Genomic DNA, 23250 nt, shown 5'->3' with positions numbered 1-23250 from the left:
TCACTGCTTCCTGAAGGTGATCTCGCCCTCGACCTCCAAGGAGTCGAGGATCGCCATGACGACGCAGTCCACGGGGGACTCACCGGTCAGTTCCGTCTGTCTGCTGGCACTGCCATCGGCCACCAGGACGAGTTCGCCCGTCCCCGCGCCGACGGCGTCCACGGCCACGAAGACGTCCCCGTGGGGCTCGTCGGTGGGGGTGGCGGGGCGGAGCAGCAAGAGCTTGCTGCCCCGCAGGGTCTCAGCCTTGGCGGTGGACACCGCCACTCCAACGACCCGGGCGATCCGCATCGATCAGGCCCCTTCCGCCCCGGCCGGGGTCGTCCCCCCGGCGTCCGCAGCCTGCTCCTCGGGACCGGCCTTCGGGAGGGAACGACCGAACAGCAGCAGGGCGAGGGCCACAGCGGCGAACCCGGCGACGAGCTTGCCGGCGATGACCGGGACGATCATGTCGCGAGAGGCGCCGGCGACGAAGCCGAGGTGGTCGCCCAGGGCGAAGGCGGCGCTCACGGCGAACGCCGAGTTGACGACCTTGCCCCGGGCATCCATGTTCTTCATGATCTGGAACATCGGGATGTTGTTCGCGAGGGTGGCGATCATGCCACCCGCGGCGGAGTCGTTGATCCCGAGCAGGGAGCCGGCCTTGGTCAGGGGCTTGCTGGCGAACTTGATGATGAGGTGGACCGCGGGGAAAGCACCGAGCAGCATCATTGCGATGATGCCGACGGTCTGAATGGCGTCGGGTCCCTCCACCTCGCCCTTTTCGTCGATGATCGGGGCCAACTCCCAGCCCGCGGGCATGATCTTGAGCTCTGTCATGTGTTCGAGGACACCGATCATGAGCGCGATGCTGATGAGAGCGACGAGGAACTTGCCGAACCACTCGAAGCCGGTGGTCATGGCGTCGGGGAGCCGCCACAGACCCAGTGCGATGAGCAGGGCCGCGACGACGATGGGGATGAGGTTGACCAGCACCATGACCAGCGGGAATCCGGCCACGATGCCGGAGACCAGCACGCCGACGGGCACCGTGCAGATGCCGGCGAGGACGCCCTTGGCGAGGAAGCCGCGGTCGCTCTTGTCGATGATGCCCAGAGCGACGGGGATGGTGAAGACGATCGTGGCACCCATCATGGAGCCGAGCACCAAGCCGGAGAGCTGCGCGGCCTGCTGGTTCTCGGTCAAGGCCTGCGCCAAGGGCCAGCCACCCATGTCACAGGCGAGCAGGGTGCCCGCGAACATGGCGGGATCGGCCCCGACGAGCGAATAGATCGGTCCGATGACCGGGTTGAGCAGCTTGGCCAGGACCGGGGCCAGACACATGACGCCGACCATGGCAAGCGCCAAGGGGCCCATGGCATTGAACCCCTCCTCGAACTGCTCGCCGAGTCCGAACCTGTTGCCGATGGCCCTGTCGAGGGCACCGAGCACCATGAAGGCCATGAGGATCCAGATGATGATCTCGTTGATTTCGGGCACGCCGACTCCCCTTCCCGTTGCCAGTCCACGTGGGAGCCGCCTTGCTCCCGGACCGCTGGCCTCGCAACCCCAGTCTTTCGTAACCGATCCGTGACCTGACAGACCACTTAGGGTCATCGTCGGTGACCACCTGGCGGACGCCTGGCCCGCAGGAATCCCCTTGATGACGCCCACCAGCCGTTAGGCTTGCTGCATGGTGAGGAGAGCACGGGAGCTGCACCCGAGGGTGGTCCTCGACCCTGCCGTGACGCCGGTGTCACAGCGGGTGGTCTCCGCCGTCCTCGCCGCCATCAGCGACGGCAGCCTCCTGGACGACGATCCCCTGCCCTCGTCGAGGAGCTTCGCCGAGGAGCATTGCATCTCACGCTCCTCGGTCGTGCAGGCCTACGAGACCCTCGTCGGCCTCGGGGTCGTGCGCTCCGTGCATGGCAGCGGCACCCGGGTGAGCCCCGGCGCCCGCGCCCTGCTCGACCACAAGAACTCCACTCCCTCCCCCGCACCGCATCGCCCCGAGCCGAGCAAAGCACTCCTCGACCTGACGGTGCCCGCCAACATGCACGAGGCGGTGCTCGACCCCCGGGAGTGGAACCGGGCCTGGCGCGAGGCCATCAGCCCGGAGGCGTCCGGCAGCGGACCCGGTGAGCTGGTGCGGGCCCTGCATGATCACCTCCGCTCGTTCCGCGGCATGTCCTTCGCCCCCGAACAGGTCGTGCTGCGTCCCAGCGTCGGCAGCGTCGTCGCCGACATCGTGCACAGCGCTGAGCTGCGGGGGCAGGCAGTGGTGGTGGAGGATCCGGGCAATCCCAGGATCCAGCGCCACTTCATCGACCACGGTTGCCGGGTCCGGTGCGTCCCCGTCGACGACCACGGCCTGCGTATCGACATGCTGTCCGGCGCCGACCGGGCGGTGCACGTCACCCCGGCCCGCCAGTGGCCGACCGGGGTGAGCATGGCGGAGGAACGACGGCAGGAGCTGCTGGACTGGTCGGTGAGAACCGGCGGCATCATCATCGAGAACGATCTCGACGCGGAGTTCGTCTTCGGTCGGGCCCCCGAGCCCACCCTCTTCGCCATGGCCCCGCCGGGCGCCCGGGTCCTGTACCTGGGGTCCCCCGCCAAGCTCCTCAGCCCGGAGCTGGCGGTGGTGTGGCTCATCGTCGACCCGAGCTTCCGGCGACGTGCCTCCGATCTGGCGCCCGTGTCCGACTTCCCGGCCCGGGCCTTGGCCCACTTCATCACCTCGGGCGCCCTCTACCGGCACCGGAACCGGGCCCTGTCGCTGTGCCGGGAGCGCCGCGACGCCCTCATCAAGGCCCTCGCCAGGACGGTGCCAGCGGTCCGGACCCTCGGGGACCCCAGCGGCACCGAGATCCTCCTCCAGCTCCCCGACGGTGCCGACGAGCTGTCGGTGCAGATGCGTCTGGAGCAGGACGGCTTCCAGGTCTCCGCGCTGGGAGACTTCGCCATCCGCCCTCGCCACCACGCACTGCTGCTGCACTACGGGGCCCTCACCCCCAGCGCGGCCAGGGGGTTCGCGCGCTGCCTGCACCAGGCCCTGCTCGCCGACCACCCGAGGCAGTCAGCGAGCTGAGCCCGTCACCGGATCAGCCGAAGGCGGGCGGCGGCAGCACCGGGGGCTTGGCGGCCGCCTGCTTCCCCAGCCGGGCCAGCGCCTCCGCGATGGCGACATCGAGCTGCTTGTCGACGCCGCTCTCCCAGTCCGCCGGGGACAGTTCCACCGGGATGTCGGGGTCGGTGCCGTGGTTCTCCACCCCAAAGCCCTGCTTGTCGAAGGAGAAACCGTAGCGGGGCTGGGTGACGGCGGTGCCGTCGACGAGTTCGAACCTGCCGTCGATGCCGACCACCCCGCCCCAGGAGCGCTCCCCCACGACCGGGCCGAGCTTCAGGTTCTGGGCGGCCGCCGTGATGATGTCGCCGTCGGACCCGGCGTAGGGGTTCGTGACGAAGACCACCGGGCCCCGCATCCCCTGGAACGGGTAGGCCTGGGCCTCCCGGAAGTGCCGCCCGATCGTCCAGCCGATGACCTTTCGGGTCAGGCGTTCCAGCACCAGCGCAGAGGTGTGCCCGCCCCCGTTGTAGCGGACGTCGACGATGACCGCCTCCTTGGCGCAGGCCTCGTCGATGAGCCGATGGAACTCCGCCCATCCCTGTGCCATCATGTTCGGCACGTGCAGGTATCCGACCCTGCCGTTTGAGCGTTTCTCCACCCGGGCGGCTCGCGAGGCCACCCATTCGTGGTACCGCAACGGCCCTTCGCACTCCACCGGGACGACGGCGACCCGTCGCTTCATGCGTCCCCGCACCAGGGTGAGCTCCACCGGCTTGCCCGCCGCCCCGACCAGCAGGGCGTTCATGTCGGGCGCCTCGGCGGTCAGCCGGCCATCCACCGCGAGGATCACATCCCCGGGTCGGGCCGCAACCCCCGCCGCGCGCAGTGGAGATCGCGCAGCCGGGTCGGAGGACTCACCGTCGAGGATCCGAGAGATGACGATCTCCCCCTTGCTGTTGCGCCGGAACTCGGCCCCCAGCCACGCGACCTTCTGGTCCCCACCCCCGGAGGCAGGGATGACGTAGGCGTGCGAGGTGTTGAGCTCCGCGACAACCTCCCCGAGCACGTCGACGAGGTCGTCGTGGGTGGCGATCCGTTCGATGAGGGGCCGGTAGGAGGCACACACCCTGGCCCAGTCCACCCCGTCCATGTCCTCGCGCCAGAAGTGGTCCCTCATGAGCCGCGCGTTCTCGTCGAACATCTGACGCCACTCGTCGCGGGGCTGCTGGGTGCGACGCAACCTGCTGAGGTCCACCGTGATCCTGGCGTCGTCGTCATCGGGTTTGGCATCGGCGGCCTGCACCCACAGATCCTCGCCGTTGCGCACGACCAACTGCTTGCCATCCCCACTCATCGCCACGTCATCACAGGACTCGACGACGGTGCTGACCTTGCGCTGCGTGAGGTCGAACAGCTCCACACTGTCCTTGAGCTCCGAGCCGGGTAGCCAACCGCTGCCGAGAACCCCGGAGTAGGGATGGAGTTTGCGCCAGGCCACCCCGTTCGCGGTGGCCATGAGCTGGTCGTAACGACCGGCCGCCACCGGGAGCGGAACCATGCGGTCCTCGGCGCCGTCAAGGTCGAGGACCGGGGTCTCCTGCTTCGTCTCATCGCCCTCGGGGCGGTGATGCTCCGCCCCCTTCTTGTCACCCTCATCCCCGTCACTGATGGCCCAGCCGTCGGCGGACGGCCCGAACGGGGCGGGGTCCTCCGCGCGCAGTGGAATGACGAACGGGCGCACCGTGTTGGTGAAGTTCAGGTCGAAACCAAGCTCGTCATAGGTCGGGTCGATGTTCCTGCTGGACAGGAACCACAGGTACTTGCCGTCGAGGCTGAACGTCGGGCTGAAGTCGTTGAACCGGCCCCGCGTGAGCGTGAAGGACTTGCCCTCGGTGAGGTCGTAACCGACGAGACGCCCCACGTGTCCCTCACCCCGCAGCCCCTCGCGCCAGACGAGGTAGCGCCCACACGGGCTGAAGGTGAGGCCCGTTGCCTCGCCGGAGGCCGACACCCCGACCCGACGGGAGCTGCCCGCGGTGACGTCGACGGCGTGAACGGAGCCGTCGTGGGAGGCGACGGCGACGCGGTTGCCGTCCCGGCTCGCCGCCAACGCGAGCACCCGGCCGAGGGCACCGTGGCAGATGCGTCTGGGATCCCCGTCGCCGTCGAGCTGAACGATCTCCAAGCAGTCCTCGCCCTCCGCATCGGTGGCCCAGATCCCCTTGCCGGAGTTCCCGAGCGGGATCGCCTCACGGATCCGCACCCCGGGCAGATCGGACAGCGCCCGGGCCGGGCCGGAGCGGTGGGTCAGGAACCAGGCCTGCCCCCGCCAGGCCAGCAGGGAACCGTCGCCGCCGTGATCGGGGGCCACGCTCTCCAGGTGCTCGACCCCCTCGATCGTCTGCACGTCCGGGGCGCCGAGGGCGAGCTTGACCTGCAGCTCACGCGGTTTCGAGTCCAGGTTGGCCAGCCAGTAGATGCGGCCGCGGGCGTGGTAGATGACGCGTTGCCCATCGGTGGTGGCGTCGCGGCAGTAGCCCTGCTCGAAGGTGTGGTGGGTGTGGTTGCGCAGATCGGTGCCATCGGGACGCACGCTCCAGACCTGCGCCTGCTCCCCCGCCCGCTTCGGCAGCTTCGCCCCGAGATCGGAGGTGAAGATCAGCCGGTCGCGCCACCACGTGGCCCCCGTGAGGCTGGCGGTCTCCTGCCCCAGCACGCGGCTCCAGTCCTTGCCGTCGGCGATGGACACCCAGACCCGGTTGACCATCCCACCGCGGTAGCGCTTCCAGGCCTCCGGACCGCGGAAGTTCGGCGACACGACGGCCACGCGCCCGTCCGCATGCACCGCGGCACTCATGGCAGGCCCCCAGGGCTTGCGCTCCATGGCGCCGGTCAGGGACACCGAGTACATCCACGACAGGGCGCGCAGCGCCTCGTTGTGCATGGATGCGAGGAGGATGTGGTCGTCATCGGCCCAGCCGGAGACCTGCATGTTCCGGGCGCTCAGCCAGGTGAGGCGTCGCCGGCCACCGTCGAGGTCGAGGACCCACAGGTCCTGGTTGCCCCTCTCACCCAACACGTAGGCGATCTTGGTGCCGTCCGGGGAGAACCTCGGGGAACGGACGGGGGTCCGTTCCGAGGTCAGGCGATAGGCCCGGCCACCTGCCACCGTCGTGAGCCACAGGTCGTCGTCAGCGACGAAGACCACCTGATCCCCGTGGATGTGGGGGTAACGCAGATAGCCGGAAGTCATGCCCCCAAACCTACCGGACCTTGGCGGCCCGGGGACACTCAGGAGAGTCGGGTGCCGACACCGGCCCCACTGGGCATGACGCTGCCCGCCCCGCCTCAGGCCGACAGGTCGCGGCGACGGGCGACGAGCTCAGCGGGAACCCGCTCCGGGGAGCCCTCCCCCAGCACCGCCTCGCGGGTCACGACGACCTGCGCGACGTCCTCGGCCGAGGGCACCTCGAACATGACGTCGAGCAACAACTCCTCAAGGATCGCGCGGAGCCCCCGGGCCCCGGTGCCCCGCTCCAGGGCGAGGTCGGCGATGGCCTCGACGGCGTCATCGGTGAAGTCCAACTGGACACCATCGAGCTCGAACAGGCGGGCGAACTGCTTGGTCAGCGCGTTGCGGGGCTCCACGAGGATCCGCACGAGGGCCTCCCGGTCCAGGGGGCTGACGGTGGTGATCATGGGGAGACGACCGATGAACTCGGGGATCAACCCGAACTTGTGGAGGTCCTCCGGCCGCACGGCGGCGAACGGATCGGTGAGTTCCTCGCGGCCCTTCGAGTCGGTGCTGAAGCCGAGGGGACGCTTCCCGACCCGGCTGTGGATGATGTCCTCGAGCCCGGCGAAGGCCCCGCCGACGATGAAGAGCACCTTCGTGGTGTCGATCTGGAGGAACTCCTGGTGCGGGTGCTTGCGACCACCCTGGGGAGGGACCGAGGCGACGGTGCCCTCGAGGATCTTCAGCAGCGCCTGCTGGACGCCCTCACCGGAGACGTCACGCGTGATCGACGGGTTCTCGGACTTCCGGGCCACCTTGTCGATCTCGTCGATGTAGATGATGCCGGTCTCGGCCTTCTTGATGTCGAAGTCCGCGGCCTGGATGAGCTTGAGCAGGATGTTCTCGACGTCCTCGCCCACGTACCCTGCCTCGGTGAGCGCCGTGGCATCGGCCATGGCGAACGGCACGTTGAGCATCCTGGCGAGAGTCTGCGCCAGATAGGTCTTGCCGCAGCCCGTCGGGCCGATGAGCAGGATGTTCGACTTGCCGACGTCGACGACCTCCCCGCCACGATGGCGGGCCGGCTTCGTGGACTCGGCGAGGATCCGCTTGTAGTGGTTGTACACCGCCACCGCGAGGGCCTTCTTCGCGGCGTCCTGACCGACGACGTACTGGTCGAGGAAGTCGCGGATCTCCCGGGGCTTGGGGAGGTCCTCCTCCAGCAACGACGGCGTGGACTCGGGGAACTCCTCCTCGATGATCTCGTTGCACAGTCCGATGCACTCGTCGCAGATGTAGACACCCGCGCCAGCGATGAGACGCTTCACCTGCTTCTGCGACTTGCCGCAGAAGTTGCATTTGAAGATCTCGCTGGATTCGCCAATTCGAGGCACAGCGCCCACTCCTTCCGACCGTGCTGCGGTCCCCACCACAGTACCGGTCCGGGTGGCGCCGCGGGGGCACAACACCCAGACCGGTCACTGCGATCAGGCGTTCATGTCCTTGAGGGAGGGAAGGATGTCGTCGACGATCCCGTACTCCACGGCCTCCTGGGCGGTGAGGTACTTGTCGCGCTCGATGTCGCGGCTGACCTTGGCGACGTCCTGTCCGGTGTCGGAGGCCAGCATGTGCTCCATGAGCTCACGGATTCGCATGATCTCCTTGGCCTGGATCTCCAGGTCGGAGGACTGCCCGTAGCCGCCCTCGGTGGCGGGCTGGTGGATGAGGATGCGGCTGTTCGGCAGCGCGAGCCGCTTGCCCTTCGTCCCCGCGGCCAGCAGGACCGCGGCTGCGGAGGCGGCCTGTCCGAGGCACACCGTCTGGATGTCCGGCTTGATGTAGCGCATCGTGTCGTAGATCGCGGTCAACGCCGTGAACGAGCCACCGGGCGAGTTGATGTAGATCGAGATCTGCCGCTCCGAGTCCATCGACTGGAGACACAGCAGCTGGGCCATGACGGCGTTGGCGATCTCGTCGTTGATGGGGGTGCCGAGGAAGATGATGCGATCCTCGAAGAGCTTGGTGTAGGGGTCGACGCGACGCAGACCGTAGCTGGTGCGCTCCTCCCACTGCGGGATGTAGTAGTTCATGTTCACTGGTTCGGAGCCTTCTCGTTGATCTGGGACGCACGCTCGTAGACGTGGTCGATGAAGCCGTACTCGAGCGCCTGATCGGCGGTGAACCAGCGGTCCCGGTCCGAGTCGGCCTCGATCTGCTCGACGGTCTGGCCCGTGTGCTGCGCGATGAGCTTGGCCATGGTCTTCTTGATGTGGAGCGACTGCTCGGCCTGGATGCGGATGTCGGAGGCCGTACCGCCGAGGCCACCCGAGGGCTGGTGCATCATGATCCGGCTGTGGGGCAGGGCGTAACGCTTGCCCGGGGTGCCCGCCGACAGCAGGAACTGCCCCATCGAGGCCGCCAGGCCCATCGCGACGGTGGCCACGTCGTTGCTGATCCACTGCATCGTGTCGAAGATGGCCATCCCCGAGTCGACGGAGCCGCCCGGGCTGTTGATGTAGAGGTAGATGTCCGAGTGCGGGTCCTCGGCGTTGAGCAGCAGCATCTGGGCGCAGATGGCGTTGGCGTTCTCGTCGCGGACCTCGGAGCCCAGGAAGATGATGCGGTTGGCCAGCAGGGAGGCGTAGACGTTGTCGGTCAACCCCAGGCCCGGCCCCTGGGCCGCGGCCATGGAGATGTGGTTTCGCTTGTCGGTCACAGGACAAAGTTACCGACTCTGACCGACAAACCAAGTTCGCCCCGCCCAAGCGGTCATCGCAAGGGCGTGACGGGATCATCCGCGAGGGATCGGGCGGCAACAGTCGGGGTCGCCGGGACCGTCGCAGTCGCTGGTGTCGACGGTGTCAGGGTTGGACGCCAGGAAGGTGCCGACCCACCGGGCCCTGGGGTCGTTGTCGATGAGGAGGGCCTTGACCGTGAGCGTGAGCGGGATCGCGAGCAGGGCCCCCAGCGCACCGAACGCCGCGGTCCACAGCAGCAGGGACAGGAAGGAGACGACCGGGGAGATGCCGACCGCGTCACCGGTGATCTTCGGCTGGATGATGGACTGGATGACGAAGTTGATGACGCTGTAGGCCACGACGACGACGAGGGCGGCCCACGGCCCCTTCTCGAACAGCGCCAGCAGCGCCGGGGGCAGCAGACCGATGATGAACCCGATGTTCGGGATGTAGTTGGTGACGAAGCTGAGGATCACCCAGACCAGCGGCAACGGCACCCCGACGGCGATGAGCACCACCCCGTCGGCCAGGGCCACGATGATGCCGAAGACGGTGGTGACCAGCCAGTACCGCCGGATGCCGTGGGTGAGCGCTTCCAGCGCATCGGTGAACTCGGGGTGGAGCCGGTCGGTGACCGCGAACCGTCGCGCCACCGAGGGCAGGTCCAGCACCATGAACACCATGGCGATGAGGACGACGAGCACAAGTCCGGTGGCGCTCGAGATCTCGGACACGACGTTGCCGACCAACCCGATGACGCTCGTCGGGGAGATCGACTTGAGCTGGTTGAGCAGGGTGGCCTGGTCGAATCCGAGGCTGGCCAGCCAGTCGATGAACTGGAAGTACAGCTTCGTGAACTGGGGCCCGTATGAGGTCAGGGACTGCACCATCGCGGTGCCCGACCAGACGATCGCCGTGAGGGAGGCGACGAACAACAGCAGCACCGCCAGCCCCGTGGCCAGTGACGCCAACGCGGCCGGAACCCGGCGGTCGACCAGCCACGTGTAGACCGGGTAGGCGGCGATCAGGAGGTTGACCGCCAGGAAGGTGGGGGCGAGGACCGGACTCAGCTCCTGGAACAGCCCGAAGCTCAGCGCGATGGCACCCAGGACGAGGGCCGCCATCGCCAGCTTGGGCAGGCCGAGGGAGCGGGTCGGTTCACTCGCCCCCATCGGTCACTCCTCGCCCTCGGCCTCGGCCGCCTTCTCAGCGACCTCGTCGGACTCGGCGGCCTCCTCGGCCGTCTCCTCCTGGGCCTCCGGGGCCTTCATCTCGACGGCGTCGCCGTTGGAGTCCACGACCTTCGCCGCCTCGCAGATGGCGGCCAGGGCCTTGCCGCGGCGGATCTCCTGCATCCACTCGGGCATGTGGTTGTGCTCCATCATGTGGTTCATGACGTCCTGCGGCGAGGTGCGGGTCTCCGCGGCGCGGCGGAAGATCAGCTCGGTGAGGTCCTGCTGGGACACCGGCAGCTCGTGCTCGTCGGCGTACTTGTCGAGGAGCAGCTGGGCCCTGAGCGCCTGGGTGGAGCGCTCGTCCACCTGGCCCCAGAACTCCTCGGCGTCCTTCGCGTCCTCGTCCTCGGCCTGCTCGAGGTAGGTCTCGACGTCCAGGCCCGCGCGGGCGAGCTGGTCGTTGACCTGGCCACGACGCGCCTCCAGCTCCCGGGCGAGCACACCCTCGGGCAGCTCGATCTCCACCTTCTCGAGGGCCGCCTCGAGCACCTTGTCCCGGGCCTCGGCCAGCTGCTCGGCCTTCGCCTGGGCCTCGACGGCCTTGGCGAGGTCGGCACGCATCTCCTCGACGGTGTCGAACTCGGAGATCATCTGGGCGAACTCGTCGTCGAGGGCGGGCAGCTCCTGCTCCGCAACCTTCGTGACGGTGACGGTGATCTCCGCCTCCTCACCGCGCTGCGGCCCGCCGACCAGGGTGGAGGTGAAGGTCGCGGACTCGCCGGCCTTGAGGCCACGAACCGCCTTGTCGAGGCCCTCGAGCATCCCCGAGTCCTCGCCGACGGTGATCGTGAGGCCGTTCGCGGCGGCGTCCTCGAGCTCCTTGCCGTCCTGGGCGGCGGTGAGGTCGATGGTGAGGACGTCACCCTTCTTGGCCTTGCGGTCCACCTCGGTGGTGGTCGCGAAGCGCTTGCGGAGCAGCTCGATGCGCTCCTCCACCTGATCGTCCTGGTCGGCGATCGCGTCGACGGTGGCCTCGATCTTGCCGAAGTCCGGCAGGTCGAAGTCGGGACGGATGTCCACCTCGGCGACGAACTCGACGAGCTCACCGTCCTCGAGCCTGGTCACGTCCACCTCGGGCTGGGCCAGGGGAACGATCCTGGCCTCGGCGAGGGCCGCCTCGTAGGCGGGCGGCAGGGCCTCGTTGATGGCCTCCTGGAGCACCACCCCGCGTCCGAAACGCTGGTCGATGACGGCCGCCGGCACCTTGCCCTTGCGGAAACCGGGGATGTTGACGCTCTGCGCGATCTCCTTGTAGGCCTTGTCGAGGTGGGGCTTCAGATCGGCGAACGGGATCTCGACGGTGAGCTTGGCCCGCGTGGGGCTGAGCTTCTCAAAGGTGCTGGGCACGTGAGGACTCCTGGAAGTTGAAACGGTCGCGCGACAGTCTAACGGCGACGGCGCGCCCCACCAACCGGCACGGGACCCGCATGTCCCGGTTGCGTGGTCGGCCGACACCGCTGCCGAGTGGGAAGGCGGCGTCGTTGCTGCTAGACTTCGTCGGGTTGCGCGGATGTAGCTCAATGGTAGAGCCCTAGTCTTCCAAACTAGCTACGCGGGTTCGATTCCCGTCATCCGCTCCACACCGGGCCCCCACCTGCAGGTGGGGGCCCTTGTCATCGCGCTACCGTTGAGGACATGAATCTGGTCTCGAGAATCATCGCGGGTGCCGTCGCCACGGCCGTCGCCGTCTGGCTCGTGCCCGGGCTCCAGATCGTCGCGCAGTCCGAACAGCAGTACGTGCTGACGCTCCTCGTGGTGAGCGGCATCCTGGGCCTGGTCAACGCCGTGGTGCGTCCCATCACCACCGTGTTGTCGTTCTGCCTGGTGGTCCTGACCCTCGGGTTGTTCCTCCTCGTCATCAACGCCGCCATGCTCACCCTCACGGCGTGGATCGGGCAGCAGCTGGGCATGCCGTTCCACGTCAACGACTTCTTCTCGGCGCTGCTCGGCAGCATCATCATCAGCCTCACCAGTTCGGTCATGCACGGCCTCATCGGCGACCGTCGCCACTGAACCGAGGGGCCCCCTGCGTCGACCACATTGGTCGCGCAAGGGGCCGTGCACTAGACTCGACGAGCCCCCGCCGGGGGAGCCGGGATGTAGCGTAGTGGCTAGCGCGCCTGCTTTGGGAGCAGGAGATCGCAGGTTCGAGTCCTGTCATCCCGACCGATCAACGACAGGTGTATCCCCCGTCGATGGGGAGATGGGCGCCGGTGATCATCGCCGCCCGGTCACTGAGGAGGAAGACCACGGGGGCCGCCACCTCCGCCTGGGTCGCCCAACGACCGAGCGGCATCTGCTCGATGAACGGGTCCCCGATCTCCGGCCGCCCCCAGTAGAACTCCGACATCTCCGTCATGACCACGGTGGGATGAACGCTGTTCACCCGGATCCCGTGCCGCCCCAGTTCGAGCGCGCTCACGCGGGTGATGTTGTCCACGGCCGCCTTCGACGACCCGTAGGAGATGTGGTTCTGCAGGGCCACGAGGGAGGCCTGGCTCGACACGTTGACGATGGATCCCCCCTTGCCCAGGCGGATCATCGAGCGCGACGTGTACTTCGTCACCAGCAGGGTGCCCCTCGCGTTGACCGCCATGACGCGGTCGAACACCGAGATGTCGGTCTCCATGGGGCTGGCGATCTCCCCGCCGAATCCGCCGCAGTTCACCACGCCCCACACGTCGAGGTCGGCGAGGGCCTGCTCCACCTGCTCCTCCGACGTGAGGTCGAACGCCAGCGTCCGGCACCCCGTCTCCGCCGCCAGTGCCGCGAGCCCCTCCTCGTTGCGACCCGCCCCGATCACCGTCGCATCCGAGGCGACGAGCTGCCGCACGATCTCCGCGCCGATGCCCCCCGTGGCTCCGGTGACCAGGACCGGCCTGCCGTCGAATGTGATCTCCATCTCCCTGCTCCTTCCCGTCCGGACGCACCGTTGCATCCGTCGACGTGTCGATGATGTGACCGTTGTACCCGTCGAACCTGACTCTTGACAACGATGTCATGCCATTCTACGGTTTCACCAAGCGAGCGCAACGAGGCGCTCCCGAACCGCCAGGAGGCACCCGTGACTCCGCCCACCATCGACATCCCCGAGCTGGCGGAGCGTGCCCGTCGGCTCCGCGGCGATGACGGCGGACGCGCGCTGCTGGGGATCGTCGGCTGTCCCGGCGCGGGCAAGTCGACGCTCAGCGCGCGGCTCGGCCGACTCCTCGGCGATCGGGCGGTCATCGTCCCCATGGACGGCTTCCACCTCGACAACCCGGTGCTCGAGACCCTGGGGCGGCGGGGCCGCAAGGGCGCCATCGACACCTTCGACGTCGCCGGATTCGTCTCGCTCCTCGTCCGCCTCGCAGCGGCCGAGGAGGCCGTCACCTACGCACCTCGCTTCGACCGGTCCCTGGAGACCTCCGTCGGCAGCGCCATCGCCGTCCCCCGCGAGGTCCCGCTCGTCATCGTGGAGGGGCTGTACCTGCTGGCCCGGGAGCACGGTTGGGAACGCGTCCGGCCCCTGCTCGACGAGGTCTGGTACCTCGAGGTGCCGACCGAGGAACGCATCCGCCGCCTGGTGGCCCGGCGGATGCGCTCCGGCGAGGACGAGGCCACCGCCACCGACTGGGTCCTGGGGGTGGACCAGAACAACGCGGCCCGTGTGGAGGGGACACGGGAGCACGCCGATCTCATCGTCGAACTGCCCTGACCGACCCGAGGAGTTCCCATGAAGCTCTCCACCGCCGCCCTGTCCGCCCTCGACATCCCCACCCCGGCCTACGACCGCACCCGGGTCACCCCCGGGATCGTCCACATCGGCGTGGGCGCCTTCCACCGGGCCCACCAGGCCGTCCATGTCGATGACGTCCTCGCCATCGACGGCGTCAGCGACTGGGGCATCGTCGGGGTGGGTCTGCTCCCCGGGGACGCCGATGCGGTGGCGCGTTCCCGCTCCCAGGACCACCTCTACTGCCTCACCACCGTCGACCCCGACGGCACCGACCACACGCGGGTCGTCGGCAGCATCATCGACCACCTCCACTCCCCCGCCGATGCGGGACGCATCATGGACCTGCTGTCCTCGCCGGAGATCCGGATCGTCAGCCTCACCATCACCGAGGGGGGCTACAACCTCGACGAGGCCCTCCCCCACGTCGGCGAACAGCCACCCGGCACCGCCTGGGGGGTGCTGACGGAGGCGCTGCGGCGACGTCGCGATGCCGGGGTGCCGCCGTTCACCGTGCTGTCCTGCGACAACATCCAGCACAACGGCGACGTCGCCCGCGCCGTCCTGACCGGGTTCGCCCGCGCCGTCGACGAGCAGCTCGGCGACTGGATCGAGGCCAACGTCGCCTTCCCCAACTCGATGGTGGACCGCATCACCCCACAGCTGACCCCCGATGTCGCCCTGGACCTTCGGCAGCGGTACGGGATCGACGACGCCTGGCCCGTCCGGTCGGAGTCGTTCACCCAGTGGGTGATCGAGGATCGGTTCCCGGCCGGACGGCCGCCGCTGGAGAGGGTCGGTGCGCAACTCGTGGCCGACGTCGCACCGTTCGAGAAGATGAAGCTGCGGCTGCTCAACGCCTCCCACCAGGTGATGAGCCACCTGGGTCTCCTGGCGGGGTTCACGATGGTCCACGAGGCCTGCCACGACGAGACCTTCGCCCGGTACATCCGCCGCTACATGACCCGGGAGGCCATCCCCACCCTCGATCCCGTCCCGGGCATCGACCTGGCCGCCTACTGCGACCGGCTCATGGCCCGCTTCGGGGGGTCCAGACTCGCCGACACGCTGGCCCGCCAGGTCGTCGACTCGTCGGACCGGATCACGAAGTTCCTGGTCCCCGTCATCGCCGACCAGCTACGCGCCGGGCGCGACATCGAGTGCGCGTGCCTGGTGCTGGCCGCGTGGCGACGCCGCATCCTCGCAGGCGGCGACCTCACTGATCGCCGCGCCGACGAGCTGAGGGAGTGGGCCATGCGCGACGAGGCCGACCCCGGCGCCTTCCTGCGCTTCGCCCCCGTCTTCGGGGAGCTGGGGGACGACGATCGACTGCGGACGAGCTGGCGCGACGCCGTCGCCCTCCTCGACGAGCACGGTGCCGCCGCAGCGGTGGCACGGCTGGCGGCATGACCGACCGAGGCCCCCTCGCCCTGCTCATCTCGGGCCCTGCGGGGGCGGGCAAGACGACGACGGGGCGAGCCGTGGCCCGCCACCTCCGGGCGGCGCTGCTCGACCTGGACACACTCACCAACCCGCTCGTCGATCTCCTCGCCGAGGATGCCGGGGTCGTCGGGGACTACGCCGACCCCGCCTTGGCCTCGCGGGTCCGACATCCCCGCTACGAGGCGCTCATCGCGACCGCCGTGGACTGCCTGAGCGCCGGTTGCCCGGTGGTGGTCGTCGCCCCGTTCACGAGGGAACGTACCGATCCGGGGCTTCGGGACAGGTTGGAGGCCCGACTCCGGGCGGCGGGGGGTGACCCCGTCATGGCGTGGCTGAACGCCCCGGTCGAGGTACGACGCCAGAGGATGGGGCGGCGCAGCGCGGCCAGGGATGCCGCCTTCGTCGCCCGCCCCGATGACGGACACCCGGCTGCTGACACTGCCGCCCCCGTCGGCGAGCACCTCGTCGTCGACGCCACCGCTGCGACATCCGCCCAGGTGGCCGACATTCTCAGCCACCTCGTGGCCCCACCGACCGGAGGTCAGGAGGTGAGGCGCCGATGATCCTGCCCAGCACCGCCACCCTCAAGGACGTCGCCGCCCGGGCCGGGGTGAGCCTCAAGACCGCGTCCCGGGTCCTCAACGAGCACCCGAGCGTGGCACCGGAGACCCGTGCCGCGGTCCTGGCGGCCATCGATGCCCTTCGCTACACGCCGGACCAGGCCGCGCGGTCCCTGCGGGCCGGGGTGGACCGCTGTGTGGGTGTTCTCGTCGACTCCATCGGCGATGTCTTCTTCGCCGAGTTGGCCGCCGCCGTCGAGCGGCGTCTCGACGAGCACGGATACACCTGCCTCGTCGTCTCCAGCAACCGCGACCGTGACCGTGAGGTGGCGGTCGCGCAGAGTTTCGTGGCCCGACGGTGCGCGGGGATGATCGTCGCCCCGCTCGACGAGAACTCCCTGGCCACCGCCGCCCTCCGGGGAACCCCGGTCGTCTTCGTCGACCGGCCGGGAGGGGTGGCCGGGGCGGTCTCCGTCGTCGTCGACGATGTCGCGCTCAGCCGCCGGGCCACCGAACATCTCATCGACCACGGCCACAGCCGCATCGCCCTGCTGAGCGACACCCCCGCCATGGGGACCACCCGGCTGCGTCATGAGGGCTACCGGCAGGCCATGGCCGCACGGGGCCTGCCGGTGGACGAGGAACTCGTGTGCTCGGACGTGCCCCAGGCCGCCGACGTCCCGCCCGCCGTCACCCGGATGCTGGCCCTGGCCGATCCCCCCACCGCGATCATCTCCACCAACTCGCGGCTGTCGTTGGGGCTCATCCCGGTGCTGCACCAGTTCCGACGCACCGACATCGCCGTCATCTCCTACGGCGACTTCCAGCTGGCGGGGAGCCTCTCCCCCGCCATCACGGTCATCGACCACTCGGCCGCCGCCATCGGCGAGGCCGCCGTGGCTGCACTGCTCCCGCTCATGCGGGGCGGGACCCCACCAGCGGGCGGGGTCCTTCACGTCCCATGCCGTCTCATCCCGCGGGGATCGGGCGAGCTCTCCCCCGTCTCGTCCACGTCGATCGGAGAATCATGACCACAGCACCACCTGACCCCGTCTATGAGGCCCGGGGCATCGTCAGAACCTTCGGCAATGTCCTCGCCCTGCAGGGCACCGACTTCGACGTGCGTCCCGGGGAGGTCTCGGCGCTCATCGGTGACAACGGGGCCGGAAAGTCGACGCTGGTGAGGATCCTCGCCGGTGCGGACACCGCCAACGCCGGGGAGATCCTGTTCGAGGGCTCCCCCATCACCCTCGACAACCCGACCCAGGCCCGCGATCTCGGCATCGAGACGGTCTTCCAGGACCTCGCCCTCGCCAACCACCTCGACCCGATCCAGAACATGTTCCTCGGCCGGGAGGTCATGAAGCCCGGGTTCCTCGGGTGGCTGGGCTTCATGCAACGAGCCACCATGAGGCGGCAGGGTATCGAGGCCTTCCAGGACCTGGGGGCCACCGTCACCGACTTCGAGAAGCCCGTGGCCGGGATGTCAGGCGGCCAGCGCCAGGCGATCGCCGTCGCCAGGGCCGCGGCATGGGCGAGCAAGGTGATCTTCCTCGACGAGCCGACGGCCGCCCTCGGCGTGGTCCAGACGAAGGGGGTCCTCGACCTCATCCGACGGATCCGGGACAAGGGCGTGGGCGTGGTCCTCATCAGCCACTCCATGCCGGAGGTGCTGGAGGTCGCCGACCGGGTGCACGTGCTGCGGCACGGACGCCGCGTCGCCGTGTACCGGGCGGCCGAGACGAGCGTCGAGGAGCTCGTCGGCGCCATGACGGGAAGCCTCGACGGGAAGGACGCAGCATGAGCACCCAGCAGCATGAGGACTCCGTCTGGCGCAGGCTGGGCCGCCGAATCCTGCGCGCCCAGGCCCTGCAGATCGTGTTCGTGTGGCTGGTCATCGTGGCCGGGTTCAGCGCTCTCGCGCCCCAGGCCTTCTTCCAGACCAGCAACTTCCTCAACATCGCCGTCAGCGTCTCGATCCTCGCGATTCTCGGCGTCGGCACCACCTTCATCATCATCACGGCCGGGATCGACCTGTCGATGGGCGCGGTCCTGGTGTTCAGCGGGGTGGTCGCCTCGCTGGTCATGCAGGCCATCGGCGACGGTGAGGGCTGGGGGGTCGCCGTCCTCGGCGCGTTCGCCGCACTCGCCTCGGGCACGCTGTGGGGGCTGGTCAACGGGTCCCTGGTCGCCAAGGCCAAGGTTCCACCCATGATCGTCACCCTCGGCACCTTCGGTGCCGCGCTCGGGCTGTCCCAAGTCCTCACCGGCGGCATCGACCAGCACGCCACCCCGAAGGTGCTGGAGGACACCATCGGCTTCGGCAAGGTGCTCGGCATCCCCGTGCTCGTCCTCATCGCCGCCATCGTGGTGACGATCGGGATCGTCGTGCTGCGACGCACCCGGTTCGGCCTCCACACCGAGGCCATCGGTTCCAACCCGGAGGCCGGGCGTCGGGTCGGCATCAAGGTCGACCGGCAGCTCATCAAGGTCTACACGCTGGCCGGGTTCCTGGCCGGCCTCGCCGGGCTGCTCAACCTGAGTTTCTTCCGTTCCACGACCATCGCTGGTCACAGCCTCACCAACCTCGATGTCATCGCGGGCGTGGTGATCGGCGGGACCAGCCTCTTCGGCGGATTCGGGACCGTGTTCGGAACCGTGATCGGCCTGCTCATCCCCGCCACCCTCCGCAACGGCTTCGTCATCCTGGGCGTCCAGCCGTACTGGCAGCAGGTGGTGGTCGGCGCCTTCCTGATCGCAGCCGTCTACTTCGACCAGCAGCGACGCGCCGCCGCCAATCGCGGACAGGACCACGGGGGCCTGATCTCGAGGCTCCTGAAAAACCATCGAAAGGAAAAGTGACATGCGCAAGAACAGAGTGGTTCTGGCCAGTGCGGCGATGGTGGTCGCCGCGTCGTTGGCGGCCTGTTCCTCCGGCAACCAGGGCGGCACCCAGCCGTCGGGGGGCGGCAACGCCGGCGGCGGGAAACCGACCATCGCCTTCGTCCAGGGCGTCATCGGGGACAACTTCTACATCTCGATGGAGTGCGGGGTCAGGGACGCCGCGAAGGCGCTCGGCGCCGAGGTGACGGTGCAGGGGCCGCAGAAGTGGGATCCCGCCCTCCAGCAACCGATCGTGACCTCCGTGCTCGCGACGAAGCCGAGTGCCATCCTCATCGCCCCCAACGACGTGAGCGCGCTGCAGCGTCCCTTGGAGGAGGCGGCGAAGGACTCGAAGGTCGTGCTCGTGGACACCACCGTCGAGGATCCCGCCTTCGCCGTGTCCGAGATCGCCTCCGACAACGTCGGTGGCGGTGCCGCCGCCTTCGAGGCCATCCAGCAGCTCGTGCCGGACGGCGGCAAGGTGCTCGTCATCGACAACCAGCCGGGCATCTCCACCAGCGATGACCGGGTGAAGGGATTCGAGGAGGCCGCCAACAAGGACTCGAAGTTCGAGTACGTCGGCGTCCAGTACGCGAAGAATCAGCCTGCGGAGGCAGCGAACATCGTCACGGCGACGCTCCAGAAGCACCCGGACCTCAAGGCGGTCTTCGCGACGAACCTGTTCAGCGCGGAGGGAGCGGCCACCGGGATCGAGCAGGCCGGGGTGAAGGGGCAGGTCCAGGTGATCGGCTTCGACGCCGGGCCGGCGCAGGTGGACGCCCTCAAGGAGGGCACCCTGCAGGCGATCATCGCCCAACAGCCCTACGACATCGGTTACAAGGGTGTCGAGCAGGCACTGGCCGCCATCGAGGGCAAGCCCACCGAGAAGAAGATCCAGACCGGGTTCACGATCGTGACGATGGAGAACCTGGAGACCGACGAGGGACAGAAGGCGCTCTACGCGTCCGAGTGTTCCTGACGAATCGTGCTGGTGGGGCGGCAGGTACGGGCCGGCCCCACCAGCCACACGACAAGGAGAATGATGAGCTCCCTGGTTGCAGGCCTCGACCTCGGCAGCACCTGCCTCAAGGTCGTGGTGGAGGATGACGCGGGCCGGCTGCGGACCGAGGCCCGGGTGCCGACCCCGTGGCGCTCCGCAGTCGCGGGCGGGGCGGAGCTGGACGCCGAGGCCCTGGATGCGGCCGTCATGCAACTGTTCCACCGCGTCGCCCGGGATCTGGCACCGGAGGAGCGCATCGCCGGGGTGGCGGTGACCGGCATGGGTGAGACCGGATTCGTCGTCCGGGAGGGGCGCGCCCACTCCCCCGGGATCGCCTGGTTCGACCCCCGCGGCGACGAGGAGGTCGCGTCGCTGCCCACGATGCTCCGCAAGGAGTTCCCCGGCCGGACCGGGCTCCCGTGGGGCGTCCAGGTGACCGCGGCCAAGATCGCATGGCTGCGCGGTCATGGTTGGGATCCGGCGGGTGGCCAGTGGTCGAGTCTCCCGGAGTGGGTGACCACCCGCCTTGGCTGCGCACTCCGGGCCGAGCCCTCCCTCATCGCCCGAACCGGTCTCATCGACCAGGACAGCGGCGAGCCGTGGCCGGAGCTGCTGGAATGGCTCGGCCTGGACGACGCCTTCGTGCCGCCACGCCTGATCGCCGGATCCTCCTTCGGGACGGTGACGGCAGCATGGGTTCCGGACGCATTCCGGGACGCCGCCGTCACCGTCGCCGGTCACGACCACCTGGTGGCTGCCTCCTTGTCGGGGCTGCAACCGGACACGTGGTATGTCTCCTTCGGCACCGCGGAGGTGCTGCTCCGACTCCTGCCGACGCCGCTCGACTTCGAGGCCCGTACCCGGCTGGGAGCGGCCCTCATCAACTGCGTCCCCCACGTGATCCCCGGCCAGACGGTGCTCGTCGCCGGGGTGAAGACCGGCCTGCAGCTGCGTCGCATCCTCCAGCTGTGCGGGATCCACGACGCGGCAGGCCGGGAGCAGCTGGACCGGATGGTCGTCGCCCTCGACGACTCACCACCCCTCGCCGACGCCGTCATGGTCACCGGGGCGCGCAACGACGACGGCGAACTGCGCATCACGGTGCGCTCCGACGAGGTGACCCCGGCTGCGCTGTTCCGCGCCGCCCTCGCGCACGGCAACGACGAGATCGAGCGTCTCATCGCCATCGTGGACCGCGAACTACCCGAGGCCACCGCCACCACCATGTCGGGGGGCTGGACCGGCATGGCCTCGGTCGTCCGGGCACGTGCCACGGTGCTGCCGAACCTGACCGTCTCCCACCACCCCCAGGAAACCGCCAGCGGCGCCGCAGCCTGCGCCCGCCGCCTCATCGAACCCGAGGACGTCACATGCACCACCTGACCACCATCGAACGTCGCGCGCTGAAGCGGATCAGCACACCCCATGGGGGCGTCATGATCGTCGCCGCGGATCAACGCAACAGCATGAAGGCCGTCATGGGATCCCCCGACGTCACCCGGGAGCAGCTACGTGACGCGAAGGGGGATCTGGCGAGGCTGCTGGCCGCGCACGGACCAGCGATCCTCCTCGACGCGGAGGTGGCGCTGCCCTGGGTGATCGACGAGGACGTCCTGCCGCGGGACACGGCTCTCGTCGTCGGCATGGATGCCTCGGGGTACGAGATGGTGGAGGGACTGCGTCACACCCGATACGTCCCGGCCGTCACCCCGGGGCGGGTGCGGCGCCTCGGTGGTGACGCCGCGAAGATGCTGTTCTACCTGCGCCCCGACCTGCAGGACCTCGACTCGAGGGTGGCCGGGGAGATCCGTGGTCTGGTGGAGCTGTGTGACGCGGAGGGGCTGCTGCTCATCGTCGAGATCCTCACGTACCACCTCGACTCGGAGTCCCCCGAGGAGTACGAGGCCGTGTTCCCGAGCCTCATCAGCCGCTCCGCCGAGTTCGCGGTGGCCTGCGGCGCGAGGATGTTGAAGCTGCCCTACCCGGGGTCGGCGGCGGCCTGCGCCGAGGTGACCTCGGCCGCGGCCGGGGTGCCGTGGGCGGTGCTCTCGGCCGGTGTGGACCACGGCACCTTCGTGGGCCAGGTCGACACCGCGGTGCGTCACGGAGCGGCGGGGGCGATGGCGGGCCGGTCCCTGTGGAAGGACTCCCTATCCGTGGATCCGGACGTCCGGGCCGAACTGCTCACGACGAGGGCGGTCCCCCGGTTGGCCGAACTGCAGAGCACCATCGACGGAGCGCTCGCCGCGCGATAGTTTTTCCAATCGGTGACCTGCAGGCATCATGGGGGGGCGCCGAAGAAAGGAAACGAGCGTGCTTCTGGAGACCGGGACCCAGCAGTTGACGGGTATCGCGGCATGGGCCGTCAGCATCATGGAGGCCCTGGGTGGTTTCGGTGCGGCCCTCCTCATCGCCCTGGAGAACCTGTTCCCGCCGCTACCCTCGGAGATCATCCTGCCGCTCGCGGGATTCTCGGCGGGCACCGGGACGGCCGGGCTCACCCTGTGGAGCGCCATCCTCTGGTGCACGGGCGGTTCCCTGGTCGGTGCCTGGGCGCTCTACGGCCTCGGCTGGTGGCTCGGCCCCGAACGCACCCGCGCCATCCTCGGCAAGCTTCCCCTGGTCAACACCAAGGACATCGACAAGACGGAGGCCTTCTTCCACCGTCGGGGCGGTCTGACGGTGTTCTTCGGCCGCATGGTGCCGATCTTCCGGTCCCTGATCTCCATCCCCGCGGGCGTGACACACATGAACTTCCTGCGCTTCACCCTGCTGACGACTGCCGGGGCCGCGATCTGGAACACGGTCCTCATCTCGGCCGGCTACGTGATGGGCGCCAACTGGCACGTGGTGGAGGACTACGTCAACGTCTTCTCGAAGATCGTCATCGTGGTCTGCGCCATCGCCGCGATCGTGTGGATCGTCCTGCGCCTGCGGGCCCGTCGCCGGGCCGCCGACGCGGTCTGAAGGGCCCGCCGACAACCGCTCCCAAGCCGCGCGGAACCTCCACAGTTCGCGCCGTGACTCCTGCGGCCAACGAGGCAGCGCCAAGCAGCAAGTGCGGACCCGGGGCCTCCTTCTCCGATGGGCGAGCCGTCCGTGTCGAGACCTCCAACGCCACGTGTGGGGCTCGGGTCGCCTTCTCTCCGCTGGTCGAGCCGAGGCCGGAGGCCTCGTGTCGAGACCTCCGCAACCATCCCAGCGAACCCACACCGGGTCTCAACACGGCCCCCGCCACTGCGTTCCGGGAACCGGCTCGACCAACGGAAACTGAGGGAAAAGTTCTCACCAACCCCTTGCACTAGAACACTCATTCGATTACAATGGGGTCATGAACCCACTCCCCGCCACCCTCACCGAGGCCTACCAGGCCATCCACGAGGCCGACGCCC

General features: G+C 68.9%; 21 protein-coding genes and 2 tRNA genes. 14 read left to right on the top strand and 9 right to left on the bottom strand.

The window, feature by feature from the left end:
• Positions 1–291 (bottom strand): EutN/CcmL family microcompartment protein, encoded by a 291-nt coding sequence (locus EII35_RS07620; protein ID WP_125227869.1) that lies wholly within the window; start codon positions 289–291, stop codon positions 1–3.
• A 3-nt stretch (positions 292–294) separates the two neighbouring features.
• Complete coding sequence (locus EII35_RS07615; protein ID WP_260465059.1) at positions 295–1479, bottom strand: ethanolamine utilization protein EutH; 1185 nt, start codon at positions 1477–1479, stop codon at positions 295–297.
• 193 nt (positions 1480–1672) lie between these two features.
• Between EII35_RS07615 and EII35_RS07610 the strand changes: the two genes are divergently transcribed.
• A complete protein-coding gene (locus tag EII35_RS07610) occupies positions 1673–3070 on the top strand; it encodes an aminotransferase-like domain-containing protein (RefSeq protein ID WP_125227867.1) in 1398 nt (465 codons plus the stop codon).
• 13 nt (positions 3071–3083) lie between these two features.
• Here the strand turns inward: EII35_RS07610 and EII35_RS07605 are convergent, their stop codons facing one another.
• The 6 genes from EII35_RS07605 to tig form a co-directional block, all read right to left on the bottom strand.
• Entirely contained in the window at positions 3084–6302 is a 3219-nt protein-coding gene (locus EII35_RS07605) for a S41 family peptidase (RefSeq protein WP_125227866.1), read from the bottom strand.
• A 95-nt stretch (positions 6303–6397) separates the two neighbouring features.
• The gene (gene clpX, locus EII35_RS07600; RefSeq protein ID WP_125227865.1) at positions 6398–7678 is read right to left on the bottom strand and encodes an ATP-dependent Clp protease ATP-binding subunit ClpX; all 1281 of its coding nucleotides are present in this window, start codon (positions 7676–7678) and stop codon (positions 6398–6400) included.
• A gap of 93 nt (positions 7679–7771) precedes the next feature.
• On the bottom strand, positions 7772–8374 hold the full coding sequence (locus EII35_RS07595) for an ATP-dependent Clp protease proteolytic subunit (protein WP_125227864.1): 603 nt from the start codon (positions 8372–8374) through the stop codon (positions 7772–7774).
• A gap of 2 nt (positions 8375–8376) precedes the next feature.
• A complete protein-coding gene (locus EII35_RS07590) occupies positions 8377–8973 on the bottom strand; it encodes a ClpP family protease (RefSeq protein ID WP_125227900.1) in 597 nt (198 codons plus the stop codon).
• Between the two features lie 102 nt (positions 8974–9075).
• Positions 9076–10194 (bottom strand): AI-2E family transporter, encoded by a 1119-nt coding sequence (locus EII35_RS07585; protein ID WP_125227863.1) that lies wholly within the window; start codon positions 10192–10194, stop codon positions 9076–9078.
• A 3-nt stretch (positions 10195–10197) separates the two neighbouring features.
• Positions 10198–11604, bottom strand: a complete 1407-nt coding sequence (tig, locus tag EII35_RS07580; RefSeq protein ID WP_125227862.1) for a trigger factor — start codon at positions 11602–11604, stop codon at positions 10198–10200.
• Between the two features lie 159 nt (positions 11605–11763).
• Here tig and EII35_RS07575 point away from each other — a divergent pair.
• The 3 genes from EII35_RS07575 to EII35_RS07565 all read left to right on the top strand — a co-directional run bounded on the left by EII35_RS07575 (position 11764) and on the right by EII35_RS07565 (position 12423).
• Positions 11764–11837, top strand: a tRNA-Gly gene (locus tag EII35_RS07575).
• A gap of 55 nt (positions 11838–11892) precedes the next feature.
• Positions 11893–12270 (top strand): phage holin family protein, encoded by a 378-nt coding sequence (locus tag EII35_RS07570; protein WP_125227861.1) that lies wholly within the window; start codon positions 11893–11895, stop codon positions 12268–12270.
• A gap of 80 nt (positions 12271–12350) precedes the next feature.
• A tRNA-Pro gene (locus EII35_RS07565) sits at positions 12351–12423 on the top strand.
• 4 nt (positions 12424–12427) lie between these two features.
• Here EII35_RS07565 and EII35_RS07560 read toward each other — a convergent pair.
• Positions 12428–13159: an SDR family oxidoreductase gene (locus tag EII35_RS07560; protein ID WP_125227860.1), complete on the bottom strand. Its 732-nt coding sequence runs from the start codon at positions 13157–13159 to the stop codon at positions 12428–12430.
• A 162-nt stretch (positions 13160–13321) separates the two neighbouring features.
• Between EII35_RS07560 and EII35_RS07555 the strand changes: the two genes are divergently transcribed.
• From EII35_RS07555 to EII35_RS07510, 10 genes are all read left to right on the top strand, one after another.
• The gene (locus tag EII35_RS07555) at positions 13322–13954 is read left to right on the top strand and encodes a nucleoside/nucleotide kinase family protein (RefSeq protein WP_260465058.1); all 633 of its coding nucleotides are present in this window, start codon (positions 13322–13324) and stop codon (positions 13952–13954) included.
• A gap of 18 nt (positions 13955–13972) precedes the next feature.
• A complete protein-coding gene (locus tag EII35_RS07550; RefSeq protein ID WP_125227859.1) occupies positions 13973–15382 on the top strand; it encodes a mannitol dehydrogenase family protein in 1410 nt (469 codons plus the stop codon).
• Positions 15379–15978, top strand: coding sequence for a P-loop nucleotide/nucleoside kinase family protein (locus tag EII35_RS07545; protein WP_125227858.1), 600 nt, complete (start codon positions 15379–15381; stop codon positions 15976–15978). The genes EII35_RS07550 and EII35_RS07545 overlap by 4 nt, the downstream gene beginning before the upstream one ends.
• On the top strand, positions 15975–17006 hold the full coding sequence (locus tag EII35_RS07540; protein WP_125227857.1) for a LacI family DNA-binding transcriptional regulator: 1032 nt from the start codon (positions 15975–15977) through the stop codon (positions 17004–17006). Before EII35_RS07545 ends, EII35_RS07540 begins: the two co-directional genes overlap by 4 nt.
• Positions 17003–17779 carry an ATP-binding cassette domain-containing protein gene (locus tag EII35_RS07535; protein ID WP_125227856.1) on the top strand — a complete coding sequence of 259 codons (777 nt, stop codon included), beginning with the start codon at positions 17003–17005 and terminating at the stop codon, positions 17777–17779. Before EII35_RS07540 ends, EII35_RS07535 begins: the two co-directional genes overlap by 4 nt.
• Positions 17776–18837, top strand: a complete 1062-nt coding sequence (locus EII35_RS07530; RefSeq protein ID WP_125227855.1) for an ABC transporter permease — start codon at positions 17776–17778, stop codon at positions 18835–18837. The genes EII35_RS07535 and EII35_RS07530 overlap by 4 nt, the downstream gene beginning before the upstream one ends.
• Before the next feature lies 1 nt (position 18838).
• A complete protein-coding gene (locus tag EII35_RS07525; RefSeq protein WP_125227854.1) occupies positions 18839–19837 on the top strand; it encodes an ABC transporter substrate-binding protein in 999 nt (332 codons plus the stop codon).
• A gap of 63 nt (positions 19838–19900) precedes the next feature.
• Complete coding sequence (locus EII35_RS07520) at positions 19901–21241, top strand: FGGY family carbohydrate kinase (RefSeq protein ID WP_221739704.1); 1341 nt, start codon at positions 19901–19903, stop codon at positions 21239–21241.
• Positions 21229–22113 carry a tagatose-bisphosphate aldolase gene (locus EII35_RS07515; protein ID WP_125227852.1) on the top strand — a complete coding sequence of 295 codons (885 nt, stop codon included), beginning with the start codon at positions 21229–21231 and terminating at the stop codon, positions 22111–22113. Before EII35_RS07520 ends, EII35_RS07515 begins: the two co-directional genes overlap by 13 nt.
• Positions 22114–22171: 58 nt before the next feature.
• The gene (locus EII35_RS07510) at positions 22172–22825 is read left to right on the top strand and encodes a DedA family protein (protein ID WP_221739703.1); all 654 of its coding nucleotides are present in this window, start codon (positions 22172–22174) and stop codon (positions 22823–22825) included.
• Positions 22826–23250 lie beyond the last annotated feature (425 nt).

The sequence above is a fragment of the Arachnia propionica genome, from assembly GCF_003932785.1.
GTDB classification, from domain to species: Bacteria; Actinomycetota; Actinomycetes; order Propionibacteriales; family Propionibacteriaceae; genus Arachnia; species Arachnia propionica_B.
Note: the sequence above shows the minus strand (reverse complement) of the source record. Positions and strands in the feature narration are given on the sequence as shown.

Excerpts from the sequence above, each read along its gene's own strand:
- EII35_RS07560 (WP_125227860.1), bottom strand. The coding sequence starts at position 13,159 with ATGGAGATCACATTCGACGGCAGGCCGGTCCTGGTCACCGGAGCCACG.
- EII35_RS07515 (WP_125227852.1), top strand. The coding sequence starts at position 21,229 with ATGCACCACCTGACCACCATCGAACGTCGCGCGCTGAAGCGGATCAGC.
- EII35_RS07535 (WP_125227856.1), top strand. The coding sequence starts at position 17,003 with ATGACCACAGCACCACCTGACCCCGTCTATGAGGCCCGGGGCATCGTC.
- EII35_RS07605 (WP_125227866.1), bottom strand. The coding sequence starts at position 6,302 with ATGACTTCCGGCTATCTGCGTTACCCCCACATCCACGGGGATCAGGTG.
- EII35_RS07620 (WP_125227869.1), bottom strand. The coding sequence starts at position 291 with ATGCGGATCGCCCGGGTCGTTGGAGTGGCGGTGTCCACCGCCAAGGCT.
- EII35_RS07590 (WP_125227900.1), bottom strand. The coding sequence starts at position 8,973 with ATGGCCGCGGCCCAGGGGCCGGGCCTGGGGTTGACCGACAACGTCTAC.
- EII35_RS07545 (WP_125227858.1), top strand. The coding sequence starts at position 15,379 with ATGACCGACCGAGGCCCCCTCGCCCTGCTCATCTCGGGCCCTGCGGGG.
- EII35_RS07570 (WP_125227861.1), top strand. The coding sequence starts at position 11,893 with ATGAATCTGGTCTCGAGAATCATCGCGGGTGCCGTCGCCACGGCCGTC.
- EII35_RS07610 (WP_125227867.1), top strand. The coding sequence starts at position 1,673 with ATGGTGAGGAGAGCACGGGAGCTGCACCCGAGGGTGGTCCTCGACCCT.
- EII35_RS07520 (WP_221739704.1), top strand. The coding sequence starts at position 19,901 with ATGAGCTCCCTGGTTGCAGGCCTCGACCTCGGCAGCACCTGCCTCAAG.
- EII35_RS07525 (WP_125227854.1), top strand. The coding sequence starts at position 18,839 with ATGCGCAAGAACAGAGTGGTTCTGGCCAGTGCGGCGATGGTGGTCGCC.
- EII35_RS07595 (WP_125227864.1), bottom strand. The coding sequence starts at position 8,374 with ATGAACTACTACATCCCGCAGTGGGAGGAGCGCACCAGCTACGGTCTG.
- EII35_RS07540 (WP_125227857.1), top strand. The coding sequence starts at position 15,975 with ATGATCCTGCCCAGCACCGCCACCCTCAAGGACGTCGCCGCCCGGGCC.
- EII35_RS07550 (WP_125227859.1), top strand. The coding sequence starts at position 13,973 with ATGAAGCTCTCCACCGCCGCCCTGTCCGCCCTCGACATCCCCACCCCG.
- EII35_RS07585 (WP_125227863.1), bottom strand. The coding sequence starts at position 10,194 with ATGGGGGCGAGTGAACCGACCCGCTCCCTCGGCCTGCCCAAGCTGGCG.
- EII35_RS07530 (WP_125227855.1), top strand. The coding sequence starts at position 17,776 with ATGAGCACCCAGCAGCATGAGGACTCCGTCTGGCGCAGGCTGGGCCGC.